Raw genomic sequence first — 17,761 nt, 5'->3', positions numbered from 1 at the left:
ATCGGGTTTGTCGTCACCGTTACTACGTTAGAGTCGCCAGCATTTGCTCCGCCTGTTACAACTAGGCGGAAATCATAACCTGTCGCTGCCGATAAGCCTGTTACCGTTGCTGTTGTTGCATTTGTGGCAAGCGTTCCAGTTGTCGCTGTTGTCCACGTGTTTGCACCTGTTGGTGATTGCTCAATTTTCAAACCGGTTGCGCCTGTTGCTGCGCTCCATGTGAACGTTGCGCTCGTTCCCGTTTTGCTTGCACTYGTGAARTCTGTTAGTGCGATTGGATTTGTCGTCACCGTTACTACGTTAGAGTCGCCTGCATTTGCTCCGCCTGTAACAACTAGGCGGAAGTCATAACCTGTCGCTGCCGATAAGCCTGTTACCGTTGCTGTTGTTGCATTCGTGGAAAGAGCGCCAGTTGTCGCTGTTGTCCACGTATTTGCACCTGTTGGTGATTGCTCTACTTTAATGTTTGTTGCGCCCGTTGCTGCGCTCCAAATGAACGTTGCGCTTGTTCCCGTTTTGCTTGCACTTGCGAAGTCTGTTAGTACGATCGGGTTAGTCGTCACCGTTACTACGTTTGAGTCGCCTGCATTTGCTCCACCTGTTACAACTAGGCGGAAGTCGTAGCCTGTCGCTGCCGACAAGCCTGTTACTGTTGTTGTTGTTGCATTTGTGGAAAGAGCACCAGTTGTCGCGGTTGTCCACGTGTTTGTACCTGTTAGTGATTGTTCCACTTTAATGTTTGTTGCATTTGTTGCTGCGCTCCATGTGAATGTTGCGCTTGTTCCCGTTTTGCTTGCACCCGCGAAGTCTGTTAGTGCGATTGGATTTGTCGTCACCGTTACTACGTTTGAGTCGCCTGCATTCGCTCCGCCAGTTACTACAAGTCGGAAATCATATCCCGTTGCAGCGGACAAACCTGTTACCGATGCTGTTGTTGCATTCGTGGAAAGAGCACCTGTTGTCGCTGTTGTCCACGTGTTTGCACCTGTTGGTGATTGCTCAATCTTCAAGCCGGTTGCGCCCGCTGCTACGCTCCATGTAAATGTCGCCGATGTTCCGGTCTTGCTCGTACTAGCAAAGTCTATCAACGCAACTGAATTAGTAGTCACATTCACCACATTCGAGTTGCCAGCATTCGCTCCGCCAGTTACAACTAGGCGGAAGTCATATCCCGTTGCAGCGGACAAGCCTGTTACTGTCGCTGTTGTTGCATTGGTCGCAAGCGCTCCTGTTGCCGCTGTTGTCCATGTATTTGCTCCTGCGGGGGATTGCTCAATTTTCAAGCCGGTTGCACCTGTCGCTGCGCTCCATGTAAATGTCGCCGATGTTCCAGTCTTGCTCGTATTTGCAAAGTCTGCCAAAGGTACATTCATAGGAATTACTGTCAACGCTGCACTATTCGAGATTGCCGCAGGCGTAGTACTACCCGAAGCGACTACGCGATACTGGTATCCGCTCATTCCTGCTGTTGCGCCTTTTATAACCAAAGTTGCTGTTGTTGCTCCAGCGTAAACTGAATTGTTACTAATATTTGTGAATCCTGCACCATCATTCACCTTCCATTGATACGAGCTCGCATTAGATGCAGCAACCGTGAAGGTAGCGTTGTCCCCCTCATTGATCGTTGCATTGCTTGGATTGCTTGTAATCGAAGGAGCTGGCGTTGATACAGGATCACCAATTTGAACGTTATTAATTGAAATCCACATTTCTGAATCTTGAGGAATTATTCGAATTTCATCAATATTGTCAAATGAAATGGTTAATCCATTTGATTGATCGAACGTAAACATCCATGGATCAACACTAATCGTTAAATCAACCCATTCTCCAACCTGAACACCATCATTAAAAGCACCAATTTTGACATCTTTATTGCCCGAATCGATTAAAGTAATCGATTCTAAAGAGAAGTTTTGAGACGAATTGTGACTCTTAATCGTCCATATACTTTGGGATTCACTATCTGCATAACCAGCAGATAGTCCACTTGCACCAATTGTATCCGGATAAGGAATTTCATAAGTTAGAACTAAATCTTTATTTAGGGTTACAGCAGCCTTGGCCGAAAAATCTAGCGAAAAGCCCGGTATATCATCTGATCCGCCCTGCCCATCTGACACAACGGTTGCGTTGCCAGCAATACCAGCATTCGATTTAAACATAATAGTCGAAGCAATCGATGGTGCTTTTACCGTTAACGTCGCACTATTCGAGATTGCCGAAGGCGCTGTGCTGCCCGTAGCGATGACTCGATACTGGTATCCATTCATTCCTACTGTCGCACCCGTTATAGTTAACGTTGACGCAGTCGCTCCACTATACGTTGAACTATTAACAATATTTGAAAATCCCGCACCCGTATTTACCTGCCATTGATAAGAGTTTGTATTAGACGCAACAACCGTGAAGCTAGCGTTCCCGCCTTCATTAATCGTTACATTGCTAGGATTTCCATTAATTAAAGGTGGTGAAGAAACTACGGCAGCAGCCTCTATAGTCGTGAAATTATATCCAAGTGAAAGAAACCGACTGCCGTCATAAACCACATTTGTAAGAAAAGCTGCTACATTAGTTGCTTCTGAAGTCCAGCTTGCTCCATCCGGAGAAGATACAATTTTCCCTCCAATACCTGAAACCATAAACTGTCCCGCTCCGTATGCGATCCCTGTTAAGAGACCAGTAGCTGTACTATCTTGACTAGTCCAGTTCGAGCTGGTGCCATCTGACGAGGTAAATATTTTACCACTGGCTCCCACAGCAACAAATAAATTATTTGCATAAACAACGTTTCTGAAAATGAAGGATGAACCTGTTAAAGAGGAAGCAGTCCAATTCAATCCATCTGATGAATATGCCATTCTTGATCCTTGACCTACAGCAACATATGTTCCATTCCCATAAGCAACAGAGTAGAGAACAGTCGTGATAGCCGGACCTCCAGTAATTGCAGCTGGTGTCCATGCCGTTCCGTCGCTAGATTTTAAAATCGTTCCGCTGTTTCCTAAAGCAATAAACCGATTATTTACAAATTGGACACCTTGTAAGTTGCTTGTCGTATTAGAAGCTGCCAAATTCCAATTGGTTGCATTACTTGATACATAGATCGTACCGCCCGAACCAACTGCTACATAAGTGCCGTTGCCGTATGCAATACTTGAAAATCCATTTGCAGTTGGCGTTATCCGGCTTGTCCAATTCACTCGATCAGTGGAAGTAAAAATGGTGCCGCCAATCGTAGCCGAATTGTTATAGCCTACAGCAACATAAAGACCATTGTTATAGACCGTATCTGTGATGTTTGGTGTTACTGTTGTCCATTCGATACCATCAAGCGAATACATGATAGAGCCGCTGTTGCCTGCAGCGACAAATTTTCCATTGCCAAATGTAATAGCCTGCATCGTGTTTCCATAGTTTGTTGTCCGTTCAGTCCAGCTCACCCCATCCGTAGAAGTAAAGGCTGTATTCGCATTGCTATACAGAACATACACGCCATTGCCATATGCACCTGCAAAAGCCTGCCAAGCTAAAGGAGTACTTGTCCAGGTAATGGCATCTGAAGATCTGTAGCTTGCAAGTATTGGACTGGAATCAAAAGCGTAGAAATGATTATTTAAAAATCCTATAAAGTTTATTGAACTATAATATGTACTGTTAAGCTGCTGTCCACCGCTCCATGTTGATGGATTTCCAGTGGCCGAATAATAAATTTTACCGTTTGCATCGCCTAAGACATACTTACTGTTTCCATAGGAGATGTTGTACAAATCGTTGGAAATCCCAGAAGCAATGGATGTCCACGACTGCCCATCACTTGATTTCAAAATAATGCCGGATGCTCCAACTGCCCAAAATGAACCATTTAAAAATTTCACAGAAAATAACTGATTCGACGTGTTGGATGCTGCTGTATTCCATGTAACAGCATCAGTAGAATATAAAATCGTACCTCCTGCACCAGCTGCAACATAGACGTTGTTTCCATAATCCACTTCATTTAAGTTTTGAGTACTATTCGTACTTCTTGTTGTCCACTTTGCAGCATCCGAAGATGTAGCAATCAGACCGTTACTTCCTACTGCAACATAAACGCCATTGCCATAGCCCATTCCTAAAAACTGGTTGCTCGTATTGTTGATAGGATTATTTAATGTATTCCAGCTCGAACCGGCTCCATATGTTGTTGATGAGAACCATCCGATTTGAGAAAAAACGACGAGAAAACTAAGAATAACGAGCAAAGGAGCACGAAAAAAACGAATACGCTTATACATAAATTCAACTCCAAATTAGAATTTTACAAGATGTGTCTTTTGATACAGCTGCTACTCAACTAAAAAAATGTCTAGCATTCTCCTTTCTAGTAAATGAACTGAACTTCCGACTCGTTTCTATGAAATGCTATCCAGTTGAAATTCCCTCCCAACCTTCCTTTCACCAAAAAATGTCAGTGTTATAACTGATTTGATATTCGACAATATAGAATAAAATCCTCTTTTTTTCGACATAAAATGTCGTTTTATTTCATACAAAATCAATCAATAATCTGATGTTTTCTCCAAGCATTTTTTTTCAAGAAAAAAAGCACTTAGGTTCAAACTCTTACTCACCTAAGCGCTTCTCTCTTATCGATTCATTCAAACTTTACGAAGTCTTGCTCATATCTATTTGTATCTGCGGAACCTCAAAGGTCACCGTCGTTCCTTCTCCTGCTTCGCTTGAAATACCAAGACCATTTCCGTACAAAGAGAGCAGTCTGCGGTGAATATTGGTTAAGCCAACGCCTGACAACTGCCGTTGCCCAAGCAATAGCGTACTAAGATCACTTTGCTTAATGCCAACTCCATTATCCGAGACTGAAATAATCAGCTTCTCCTCTGCCTCTTGAATACGTAATACGATCTTGCCCCCAGCAGCCTTTTGCATGACACCATGCCTAACTGCATTTTCTACAATCGGCTGAATGCTGAGCGGCGGAATAAATCCTCGCAGCTGTTTATCCACTTCGTACACAACATTCAATCGTTTGCCAAACCGCGCTTGCTCTAATTTGACATAAGACTGAACAAGCTCAAGCTCCTTCTCCAAGCTGACGATCTGCTGTCGATTCTGGAAATCGAAGCTGCTGCGTAAATATCGGCTTAAATTCAATAATAGTTCTGTAGCCTTATCTGGGTCATCAGGACATATCGAAATAATCGTATTGAGTGCATTGTACAAAAAATGAGGTTTAATTTGTGCCTGCAGAAAAGCCAGCTCCGATCGAATAGCCGCTTGAACAGACTGTCTAAGCTCAAGCAATGTTCGTACGCGAGCACGCAGCACAATACCGTCAACTGGTTTTGTTAAAAAATCATTGATTCCAGCACTAAAGCCCGTTTGAATATCGCCTGCCAATTTTCTTGCGGTGAGCATAAGTACAGGCAGTTCAGACAAAGAGTATCGTTCCCTGATCCTACGGCAAAGCTCTAGTCCAGACATCGCTGGCATCATCCAGTCTGTTATCACGAGATCAATTCGTCGGTCGCTGGACAGTACCTCCAGCGCTTCAGCGCCGCTGTCAACCGCAATGACTGTGTAATTTTCCATAGACAATACATTTATTAATACTTGTAAGTTTACGGGATCATCATCTACCACTAACACAGTGAATGGATGTGTATCTTCTATTATTTCATTCCCATTCATCGCTGCTTGGAATGTTTTATTGAGCGCTAATGCCGGTTGAATCGCTGCTCTGCCGCTTTTACCAGCAGCAACCTCAGAAATAGCAGACAGCGCAGCTGAAGGAAGTGTAAATGAAAACGTTGAACCTATACCTAGCTGTGAATTTGCTTCGATATACCCGCCATTAAGTTCCACGAGTCTCTTCGTAATGTTCAACCCGATACCGGTGCCGCTATAGCCCGATTGTAGATCCACAGTGGAAACGCTATTAAACGCCTTGAAAATGTCATCCAAACGATCCGCCGCGATACCGATTCCAGTATCTGTAACGCTGATTTTCACCCATGAATCCACAACTTCCGCATAGATCCGAATTTCACCCTTATGCGTAAATTTCACCGCATTGCCAAGCAAATTAAATAGAATTTGACGCAGACGCTCCTCATCAGTATCAAGCAGCGGCATCTGCTGCGGCCATTCCTGCGTCAGGCTTACCCCTTTTTTATCGGCTAAATGCCCAATGACCTCGACTACGGATTGCGCTGCCGCTGATAAATCAACAGCTTGCCGATTCAGTGTAAGCTGTCCGTTTCGCAAGGTGGAAAAGTCTAAAATATCATGAATCAGATAATTCAATCTTCTACCTGTCGATACAATCATAGAAAGCTGTCTAGCCTGATCGGTGTTTGGCGTCCCCGCTACACCCTCAAGCAAGGACTCAGCGATATTTACAATACCATGCAGCGGCGTTCGAAGCTCATGCGACGTATTCGCCATAAATTCATCCTTTAATTCGTCCAAGTTCAACAGCTTGCGAGAGAGCTCTTCCACCTCATTAAAGGTATGAGAGAAACGTCGAGCTAGCATGATTACTTGAACAATGACCAAGATAAGCAGCTCAAACGAGATGAAAAAATGATTTTCCAATAGGCCAAATACTTGCATGACACTGACGATTATAAATACCAAAATGGTTATTGCACTCAAAAGCAAAAAATAAGCGTCCCGCGATCGGCGCATAACACCTTTGACAAGGGTGTAAAGCACAACTCCAAAAGTAAATACTGAAAGGCCTATTCCCTTCAAAAACCACTGTGAATAAAGCATCGTCGGCAGCATGAATGCTGCAATAATGACGATAATCGTTGCAATATTGCTTGCCCGCCACACAAGCTTGTTAACAGCTCTTGGTACCGACACGTTCACATATTGCAATAAAAAATAATAACCGAATGCTGAAGATATGTTCTGCAGCTTCATGATCCAATCGTAGCTAAGCTGAGGCAAGGCCAGTGCAATCAGCTTCTCGCCATGAGTACATACATAGAGCAGCAGCGCTAAACAAAATAATGCCAAGTAAAGCAACGAGCGCTCTTTTCTGCGCATGTAGAACAAAAGAAGGAAAAACATAGAGAACAATGCAAACCCGCTGATGTTCATAAATTCACCAAACAACGCGATGTCGCGGCTCTTGCGAATATCAGCCTCATAGCCAAACCAAATCGGATAGATGATGCCGCCCGAAGCATAGTTGAAATTGGATACTTGTACGATAATTTCAACATAGGATCTATCTACGGATACAAATCCAACATAAGGGATATTCGATGCGATATCTTCTTTATCTGAGACTCCCGGTACTCCGCTTGCTCCCACTTCCTGTCCATTTATAAATATCCGGTTAGCCATGCGGATATTAGTCGTTCGAATTCCGAAATGCGTTTCTGCTGTGTTGTTTAACTCCACTCTCAGCCTATAAGTACCGAATCCTGCTCCCTGCGGGTTGCCGTCCTCCGCTATATAGCTGTTCCACTCCGTTGGCACAGGAAAGAGGCCTGTTAGTTCAGGCCTCTGATAAGGAGAAACAGCTGGATCTGCGAATTGCTCTGGCAGCAGCAGCTGTCCACGATAAAATTCCCATTGACCATTCAGCGCGACAAGTCCTTCTGATTCGAAATTCCATTCCCGTAAATCCAACGTGCCAGCGCTTGAATGAGGTGCACTCTTCTCAATGGATTGATTATAAAAAAACTCGTTTACCGGAAAAGCTACAACGATAAGGAAAAATACAACTATCGTCCACCATTGCTTTCTCATCCCATCGTTGCCTCCTTGCCTAAATTCACGTCTTACTGGGATAATTGATGATATAAATCCGTCGTTTGCCTCTCAGGAATGACTCCTAGCTCCTGCAATAATAATTGCGCATAGGTTTCGTAGCAGCGGTTAAGCGATTCTGTATCCCCTATCTGAGCATAACCTGCAAGAAGCAATCTGCAAATTTCATCTGAGTATGGGAAGCTGATCTGAGCAGTCGTCAGTCTCTGGATAGCCGACTGAGCACGGCCTTCCTCCAGCTCATATCTTGCCATGCTGCTAACCAGCCGAAAATAACGATGCTGCAAATTTATTCTTCTGGTCTCTGCCCACGCATAATTATGATCCTCCAAATAATCGCCTTTATAAAGAGAAATCGCATGCTCATACCGACTCCAATTATCCTGAAACTGATATGGGAGCTCAGCTACTGTCTCCTCAAACTCAGCTACATCAGTACGAATGGCAGCATACGCGAGTCGGTAGCTCTCGCCTTGATACTCAACTGTGAAAGAAACTCCCCACTCACGCAGTAGCCATCTAATACGTGAAACGGAATGATGAAGATAGGTAACCGCCTTGTCCAGCTCATACTCTCGCCAAAGCGTTTCAATAAGCCGCTCTCTCGTAACCCAAGCACCCTCCAAATGAAGGAAATAAGCAAAGAGCTCCTGCGCTTTTTTCGTTCGCCACTTCACCTTGCCGTTTAAAGCAGCCCCGCCTACAAGCTCAAGCCGTTTAAAGCATCGCACTGAAAGCTCATTTCGTTCTGCTAGAGCTTCGAAGCTTTGTGCTTGATTGTTCAAAAGCTTCGCATATTCCTCAATACGATCTATCGTTTTTCCAATTCTCGCAGAATCGACCGGCTTCAATAAATAATCCAGCGCATGCAGCTCAAATGCTTCAACAGCATACGCTGAATAGGCGGTTACATAAACGATACGTATTGCAGGGTACAACTCCTGTATACGTTCAGCTGCTTCAAGGCCGTTCATCTCGGGCATGCCGATATCAAGAAACGCGATATCGGCATAACTGCGAGCAAGGTGGTCAAGTCCCTCCATAGCAGAGGTATACTTGCCCACAACTTGAACCCGGCCATCTGCCCTCAGCAATCGTTCCAAATGTATCAATGCCGGCTCCTCATCATCCACTAATATTACCTTTAGCATTGATCCATGCCCTCCTCCTTCCATTGTTATTTTTCAGTGAGCCTTCTGATATCGATATGTCTTAGTTTTACTTCGTTTTTACGACTCGAACTTGTCCATCTGGCAGCTTCTGCACATATCTAGAAGCGGCTTCAATATCTAACATAGCCCAGTGTTTTGGCGCGACATCCGGCCAGCTAGAGCTGACAGTTTCCTGCGGCACTGGACGGTTGAAGATTGCGTTGAGTGCACGAACAGCTTCTCCGCGAAGCAGCAAACCATTCGGACGGAAAGTATGATCCGGATATCCCTTCATAAACCCTGCCTCTGCAACAGCAGCAACTTCATTTGTTGCCCAGTGTCCCGTTAAGTCTGTAAAATCCGCCTTGGCAGTACCGCTTAGGGACAGCTTGTTCCAACGAGCCGCGATAACCGCTATCTCTGAACGAGAGACTCCGTCGCCCGGTCTAAATTTGCCTTGCTCGTCACCATTCATAATACCATGATTTCTGAGCAGCGTAATCGCTTCTTTTGCCCAGTGATCGGAAACGACATCACTAAACGCAGGCAGCTCTGTTTCATTAGCATTAGGCGCCGTTTCTTCCAGCAGGCTGGCGTTTTTCTTAAGCTCTTTGGCAAGTATGACTGCAAGCTCCGCACGAGTAATCGTTTTACTTGGACGGAAGGTTCCATCCGGATACCCCGTTACATAAGGCTCATAAAGTTTGTCCTTCGTAAGCTTAACGACAGCAAAATTGCTGAATTTAGCAACATCAAATGCCATACCGTTCACGATTCCTTTGGTATCATATTGCAGTCTTCCTGACTGGAGCACCTTTTCTCCATCGCTGTGCTCAATGTAAACCGCTAATTGAGCCTCAAGCTCCTTCGCAGCTGCACTGTCCTTTGCAGTCTCAAGACCAGCTATCGGCAGTACGATGCGAGTAACACTATCCTTATAGTTCGTTTCAATTGCAGTAGGTTGGCCTAGCAGTTCAGCATCCCTGCCACCTAGCTGTTTCTTGAGGTTCGCTTCGCCAAGCATCCTGTCATGAATTTGCTGTTGCTTCGCTTGATCGCGAATCGGTACAAAGCGGAGATAAAGCTCAATACCCGCTTCCTTGATATGATGAATCGTCTCTCGCGATAACGTCAATTCTGCTGTTGGCGTTGAGATGACAAGACTAATTCCGCTCTCGGCTAATGCAGCAACTGCTTTTGACGGAACATTCAGCTTAATCTCATCGCTCGGATTATTAAGTAGATTCGTAATAACGATGCGAGCCGCATTCTGCTTCTGCAATTTCATCTGTGAAACAATTTCCTCCGCCTTAGCAAGCGGAATATTAACCGTATCTATTTTGCTGCCATCTCTAGCAACCGTTCTAGTAATGGTTACATTTGCTATTGCAGCATTTGAATCCCCAGATGCGACAGTCGCTAATCGATCCGGTGTTGCATACGTTGTTTTCCGAACGATTTCAATCGAATATTGCCTTGAGCTGCTGCGGTCAGCAGACTCGACTCCAATCACAATTAGATTTGTCCCCACCTTTAAACTTACAGTCTGATGCACGCCTTTCTCGGCTGGCTTACCATTTATGGTCAAAATAGCATCAGAATTTGAGATGTTGGCAAGCACAGACACATTCGCGTCCTCTATCTCTGACTTCAGCTTATAACTTAGCCTGCTCGCAGAGAATGCCGGCAGCAAGTCTAATCCAGCGATAGAAAGCTCAGTTAACGATGGCGCTGCTGCTGCAGAAGCTGACTGCTTGATAACAGCAAGCTTGTAAGTCGCAACAGTACCATCCTCTGCTGTTACATCCAGTTGAACAGGTTGGATTCCACTGCGCAAAGGAACCACATGCGTTCCTCCGCTGCCGAGCTCAATTCCACCATCTGCTATACGAATGACTGCACTCGGACTAGCTGCTTCTACAGCGAAACTTAGAGCCGCAGAATCAGAAGGCGCTATGATCTGGTAATCCATCTCATTTCCTGCAAAATCTCTCGTTAGCACTCCACCGCTTACCGTTAGATCCTTCAATTGTGCATTGCTGTCCTTCGCACGAATAACCTTAACGTTATAGGTTTTATTCTCTTGTCCATTTGGCGCAATAACCTGAATGGCTACATGGGTCTCTCCCACCTGTACCGGCACAGAAATTCCAGCTTCGCCAAGCAGCTCGCCATTTACTCGGATCGTAGATCCTTGCTTGTAAGCCTCAGCCGCAACGCTTACCGCATTCGTATTATTTTCGACATACACGCTATAATCGGTATCAGCACCATTGAATGCTGGTTCTGTCAGCAGCTCCTCTGTCCCTGCCCGCATCGTGAGGCTCTTCAGAACAGCGACATCCGACGGCTTGCTTCTCACTTCAATGACGTATGTCTTTTCACTTGTATCTGCTCCTGATACCTTCACCTGCGCTGTAGTTACGCCATTGCCAATCGGAGCCTCAAGCTCTGCGTAACCCTCCGCGTTCAACGGCACATTGTTCACTGTTACAATAGAATCTATTGCAGCAGCAACAGCATATAATCGGACCTTGCCTTCTTCTACAACCGTCTCATATCTACCCGTCAGATCAGGATGGAATGGTTGTGATAGAACACCTTTGTCCAGCTCTAGCGCTGCCAAATCAGAAGGCTTCACCTTGGACTGCTCCGCAGTCTCTGTTCCCTGCACCACATCAAATCGATATTCGACTCGATTGCCGACTTCATCTTCCACTTCGACGATTACAGTATGAAGGCCAGTTTCATCCCACACAATCGGAGCAAAATAATTAAATTTCCCTTCTGCGTTGACTGGAACAGCTCGTCCGTCAACGGTCAGCAAAGCGCCTATTTCCGTTTGACCAACCATAGGTATACGGCTGCCATATACAACCTGCCCATTGAGAGGCTCACGAACAAAATCCTCGTTCTGCTTGCCTGCTACATACAAGAATGGCTCCGTACGGTCTACGTACAATTTCCTATAATCAGAGCTGTAATCGCCGCGCTCGTTAACCGCTTCAATTTCAATCGTATAATCAAGCTGCTCTAGCGGCTCATTCGTTTCTTTGCCTAGAAGCAATTCATTCAGATTGAACGAAGCGACCGTATTAGCTTCGGTATCCTTGGATTGCAACAATTCCCCGTTTACGTAAAGATTAACCTTTGCTGCTTGATCACTAGTTAGCTCTACACTAACCTTTTCCGCAGCTGTGTTAACCATAATCTCCTCTTGCTCATCATAGCTTTTGTAGGTGCTTGTTTTCTGCTTAGCACCAAAAGTATTAAAAGCAACGTTAAGCTTTGCCCGCTTCGGATTAGGTAAGAACGCCTCCAAATTTGCTGACACTGGACTAACAACAACTTTGCCATTTTGCTCGCCAACCGCCATCGCATTGATGGTGTAGCTGTGCTCCGGCTTGTACCCGGATATAATGACGTCCTGCCAATCTCCGGCCATAGGATCTGCACCGAATGTATCCGTTACAGTTTTTCCTTCATCATCCTTATAGCTGACCGTCAACTGGTAATATTCTAGTCCCTCGGCCTTAATGGAAGGAAAACGCAGCGTAAGCTCGCCGTTTCCAGTGGAAGTAATCGCAAGCTGCTTCGGCTGAGGCAGCATGACTTCAGCAGTCAACTGTACAGGCTCAGACGTTACCGCAAACAGCGGTGCAATTTCTTCACCTTCCGCCACCATAGACAACCAGTATTGACCCGGCATAAATTCATCCGGAATGTCAATCGTTTGAATGCCTGATGCAGGAAGATCCTTCAAAATAACCGGCCCGATTGCCTTATTGGACTGATCGGTTACCATTAAGCTTACTTTGGTTCCCTGCTTGGCATGGTCCACGTTCCATTTTACTTTGAAGCGATTCGTGCCTTCTGTCTCTGGAACTGCACTAAATTCGCTAATTTCAGTTACAGGATCGAGCTCATACATGCTTGCTTGAATAGGCAGGGAGGAGCGAATTTCCCATTTTCCTGTTTGTTCAATATCAGCAGCGACATAAAGCATATCCGCATCTGCAACAAAAGGCAGATTCGAGGTAAAAGTCATATCGCCGTATTTATCCGCTTCCTCATCTTCCTTGGCAACTGCTGCTTGCAGAACCGCATTGTAATTTTTGGCATTCTCGTCCTCAAAAACAACCGGAATGGCTTTGTTATCAGGTGCAATAATTTGGGTATTGCGAGAACCACCCGTTAACATAAACATATATCGGCCTGGCTTATCGATTTGCAAACTCGTCGTATACTCTGCTGTTCCATTTGAGAAAAACGGAATTAAGCTTTCGTATTGCTCATCACTGCGGAAGGCACGTATGGTCACGAATTGTTTGCCGCGAACGGTCCAAAGCCCCGCTTCCTCTTCCGCTGCTTGCACCAAAATCGTCCATTTTTGTTTATCAGCCTCATAATAAGCATTCCAGTTTGATTCGCTGCGATCCGCTTGCAGCGGATATGGCGAGCCATCTGGACGATACAGCACGGCTGTCTCATCCGCCTGATCGATTTCAAGCAAGGTCTGACCGCTTTTTAGGTTGACTTCAGTACGAAGCTCACCGCTTGTTATCCAGTCTTTCAGCTCCCGAGTCGTCGTATGCTCTCCAAGAGCAAATACCTTAGCCGGCGTTTTCTGTCCTGCTTCAAGCAGCCATTCGCCCGGCTGAGCTACATCGATCAACAGGTAAAGCTTGCCGCTTAGTGGATCGACATAATGATTCCAGCCTGATTTAAGTGAATCTGATTCCAGACCATATTCACGGCCATCTGGCTTGTACAATTTCACAGCGCCTTTAGGCTGGTCAAGCTCTACCAGCTTCAAGCCGCGCTCCATCATATCTATTGCTGTCAGCTTCAATTCAGGCGCTGCCGCCCATCGTGCTGCCAGCTCAGTAAGACTGAGCGATTCATTTAGGAATGTAAGCTCGTACAATTCCACTTGCAACGACTGCGATGCAGCAAGCTTCCAATCTTCATTCGCTGTTAGTTGCAAACGGATATACGTTTTATCCTCATCTTCACGATATACGGCAGAAATAGCACCATTACCAGCCTTTTCCGTCTCAGGGAACTTGAGCGATGCCACGCTTTCATCCGGACGAATGATCGAAAGATCTTCCTGCTTGCCATCCAGCACAAGCAGCGCTTTGAAGCTATGATCTGCCTGCAATGTGTATTGAATCTGATCCTGCTTCGTAAAGCTGGCTTGCGGTGAATTCTCACGCAATGCAGCCGTAAACTGTCCCAATAAAATACGTCCGCTTGCAGCCGTATCTACACCTATCTCACCCTGCTGCAGCACATCCTTCTGAAGCTTCAGCATGTAACCTTTATCCTCTGTGAGCAAAGGATTCGTAAGAGGTGTAAAAGAAGTATCCGCGAATGCGCTTGTGAAGAGCAAAGCACTGCTGCTTAGCAATGGCATCGAGCGAGCGCTCGGCGGCTTAACCATATTTCTTTTCATTCTCTCAATTTCTCTCTTCATATCCTTGCTCGCGCCAAGGCTGAAGTCGAAGCTGTTCGGAGCAAACATATATTTGGCAGAACCACCGAACCAGCCTGAACCAACCGATCCAAAAATTTCACGATTGTTTACGCCGACATCAATGCCGCCAAAGCTTTTGCCGCCGATAACCGACACCCAGTTCGGTATTTTTATGCGTGCACTAACAAAACCTGCGTAGCCGCTGTTTGCAAAATATTGCGCGAACAGCTGACCGACCACAACATCTACTAAATTCAGGTTCGCATCCAATCGGAAGCCAGCGCTGCTGTACTCTTTAAAGCCCGCTGCGTTCCAAATCGTCAGAAAATCCAAATTTGCAACCGGAACCCAGTAAACAGCCAGCTCTCCGGATGCTTCAAAATGATAACGCGATAATCCTACGCTCAAATTGTTGCCGTTCACCATATTGTAGCCCTTGATCTCAGGCGCAATGACATCTGACGCGCCGCCAAACGCTTTCAACGTAAACGGTACTTCGCTCTGGCTCGCTAGATTTGAAAACCCGCCGCCAAGACGAGTGAGCTGTGCCCCCGTCGAGCCAAGCTTGATTTTGCGGCGAACGCCAAAGCTAAGCGCATCAAGCTTCCCGCGTTTGAACTGAATATCTGCTTCAAATCCAACCTTCTGCTTGCGCAAATCAAAGGAGCCTCCCGCACCATAGAGCGGAATGCGTGTATCAAGCCGGAAATTCAGCTCAGCACCCTCTAGCGGACCTGCCTCAAACTCGCCTGCAATACTGAATTTACCCGCAAAATCGAACCGTTCGCGCTTGAACTCTAACGCTTCAATCTCCGATTCGCCTTTAATTTTGGTCGTTCCTGCGCTGAAATCTACTTTAATATCCCCGCCGAGCCTTACCCCGCCAGCTATAAAAGTAATTTTCTTCAATGTAATCGGCAAATTCAAGCTCAAATAATCAGATTGCATATCACCAGCAAGCTCGATAACGAACTCGGCTGAATTAAACTCAAATGAGCCAAGGAACAACGTATACATAATGCCAGCTTTTTCAACATAAAGCCGTCCGACACCCGTTACATACGTATCTACACCCGTCTTATCAATCGTCAGGCTCGTTCCTTTAAATTTAATATATTCATTCAGCATGACCACTTGATTGATGTTGTTTAGCTTAAATATACCAAGCTCCGAGGGATTCTCCGTGAACGGCCCTCTAATCGCCATTTGACTAATATCTTCATTGTCCGAATCTGTACTAGGAATGATAATTTCATTATAATCGCGCGGCTCATATACGCCGGTTGAAGTAATAAGCAAAGCGCCTGAGAGAACAAAATCATCGTAAAAATCGTGATTAAGCTCCAAATCATATTTGCCATCCGGCAATTCATCCGTCCAAGTCAGCTCTAGCTCCTGATCATTGCGAACGTTTGGCGTCAACGGATACAACTGTCCGCCTTGGCTTTTGAGTGAATAATGAATATTTGAAGCTGGCTTTCTCCACAAATTGGTGATGCCCTCTCCGACGACAACCAGCCTCTTCTTATCCTTCGTATGCAGCACCGATGGTGAAGCACGGTCATAACGCAGGTCTGGAACCACCATAGCCGGGTCCTCAAAAAACTTGAACGTTGAAACTGCGCTGTATGCCGTCCCCACAACATTTGTCGCATACACGCGTGCTTCGTAGTCGACCTGCCACTTCAAGCCGTTAAGATCAATGGTGACCGCACCAGCCTCAGCCGACAAATGCGCCTTCTTCTGCCATGTGGTTTGACCCGCTTCACGGTATTCTATCCCAATTTCGCTGAGCGCCTTGCCTTTCACATTAGCAGAGAACCTTGCAAGATCATTCGCTTTGTTGTTCTTGTCCATCAATATTGTTGGTAAACCCGTTATGCTTACGATCGGCAAGGTAGGCAAAGGATTGCCGAATGTAAACGTCTCATTCGTTAGTCCTCCCCATTCATGGTTTCCGCCGAATACGACAAAGTTATAGCCATCATACGCCATGCTCATAAAGCTGCCTGAGCCTGGACCGCCCTCTATGCCGCCGCCCGGCCCTTTGCTATTACCAGACCATATCGACCAAGCGCTTCCGTCCCAGCCAAAAGCAGCTTTTTTCCCTTGAGCATCCTGCGAGTTTGCGATAGGACGTTTTTTGTTTGGCGTAACCGCACTATTGCTCGGGTTAATCCAATCGAACTCTCCACCGTAGAAGACGACTCTCCGTCCATCGTAGGCCATCGCTTGCCCCCAGCGGCCCCAGTCCTGCGCTTCAACCTTTGGAGCGCTGTCATTCCAAGTCGTTCCGTCCCATGCCCATAGCGTATTGGAATTGATTTGATAGGCTGTTCCGCGAATTTCATCACCAATATTACCGCCATATAGCACGGCATACTGCCCGTCATAAGCCATCGAGCCCGAATATGTGGCCGGAGGGCTTTGGGCAGGCGTCCGCTGTTCCCAGCTCGTTCCGTTAAAAATCCAAGTATCCGCTAATCTGTTTTTAGTAGAACCAGACAGCGTATAACCGCCGAATAGCACCAGGTTTTGTCCATCATAGGCAAACTGAGCGCCAGCACGTGCCGACGGAGCTGGAATGAGCAATGGTTTCCACTGCAATACCTCACCATGCCACACCCAAATATCGTTCAAAACGCCTGAAGCACCCTCGCCTCCGAACATCACGACGCGCTCTAGGTTAGGATCATAGGTTATCGCCGCTCCTTTACGGGCAACAAGGCCACTTGGCACACTCGAGTCAGCGAGCTTTTGCCATTGCTTGGTTTCGCCGTCCCACAGGAAGTTATCCTTCAGCAGCCCGGAAGTGCCTTCTCCCCCGAACATAATGACCTTTCCGTTCTTTTCATCAAATGCCATAGCAGCCCCCATTCGCGGGCTAGGCTTAATGTTCGATTCTATTTTCTCCCATTCATAATCGGAAAATTTATCAGCAGCTGCGGCAGCAGCCAAAGGCTCCAAATCGTAGGAGGAGCTTGTTACCGTTGGCTCTTCCATCTCTGTGCCAGCTGATTCCTGAGCGAATATTTGCTGCCCCGACCTGCTTGGATATACAGGATAAATCGATGTAAGCAGCACCACTGCGAGCAGCATGCTGACTACTCTGACAAATGGTCTATGTCTCATAAAAAAAATCCCTCCTGAGTCTTCTATCATCGTTGATATAGCAATAAATACCATTATAGTAGTTGGCTCTGGACATGTTCTAAACATATTTCGACATGTTTCTCACTCTCTTTGACGAGATAAATAGGATTGCTTCCATGAGGATTAAAGGACAACCTACATCCTATAAACACAAAAAAGGCAGTCCAACACATGAAGCCATGTGTTGGAC

Annotated in this window: 3 protein-coding genes and 1 pseudogene; all 4 read right to left on the bottom strand. The window is 46.0% G+C overall.

The window, feature by feature from the left end; genetic code table 11:
- Positions 1–4,277: pseudogene (locus tag AB4Z45_RS18885) on the bottom strand (hypothetical protein); the annotation flags it as partial.
- Between the two features lie 370 nt (positions 4,278–4,647).
- Complete coding sequence (locus AB4Z45_RS18880) at positions 4,648–7,767, bottom strand: ATP-binding protein (protein ID WP_441910828.1); 3,120 nt, start codon at positions 7,765–7,767, stop codon at positions 4,648–4,650.
- Positions 7,768–7,799: 32 nt separating this feature from the next.
- Positions 7,800–8,939: a response regulator gene (locus AB4Z45_RS18875; protein WP_441910826.1), complete on the bottom strand. Its 1,140-nt coding sequence runs from the start codon at positions 8,937–8,939 to the stop codon at positions 7,800–7,802.
- A gap of 67 nt (positions 8,940–9,006) precedes the next feature.
- Complete coding sequence (locus AB4Z45_RS18870) at positions 9,007–17,550, bottom strand: cadherin-like beta sandwich domain-containing protein (protein ID WP_441910824.1); 8,544 nt, start codon at positions 17,548–17,550, stop codon at positions 9,007–9,009.
- Between the last annotated feature and the right edge of the window lie 211 nt (positions 17,551–17,761).

Source organism: Paenibacillus sp. MCAF9, from assembly GCF_052114265.1.
GTDB lineage: Bacteria > Bacillota > Bacilli > Paenibacillales > Paenibacillaceae > Pristimantibacillus.
This window is presented reverse-complemented; position numbering and strand designations above follow the sequence as displayed.

Excerpts from the sequence above, each read along its gene's own strand:
- AB4Z45_RS18880 (WP_441910828.1), bottom strand. The coding sequence starts at position 7,767 with ATGAGAAAGCAATGGTGGACGATAGTTGTATTTTTCCTTATCGTTGTA.
- AB4Z45_RS18875 (WP_441910826.1), bottom strand. The coding sequence starts at position 8,939 with ATGCTAAAGGTAATATTAGTGGATGATGAGGAGCCGGCATTGATACAT.
- AB4Z45_RS18870 (WP_441910824.1), bottom strand. The coding sequence starts at position 17,550 with ATGAGACATAGACCATTTGTCAGAGTAGTCAGCATGCTGCTCGCAGTG.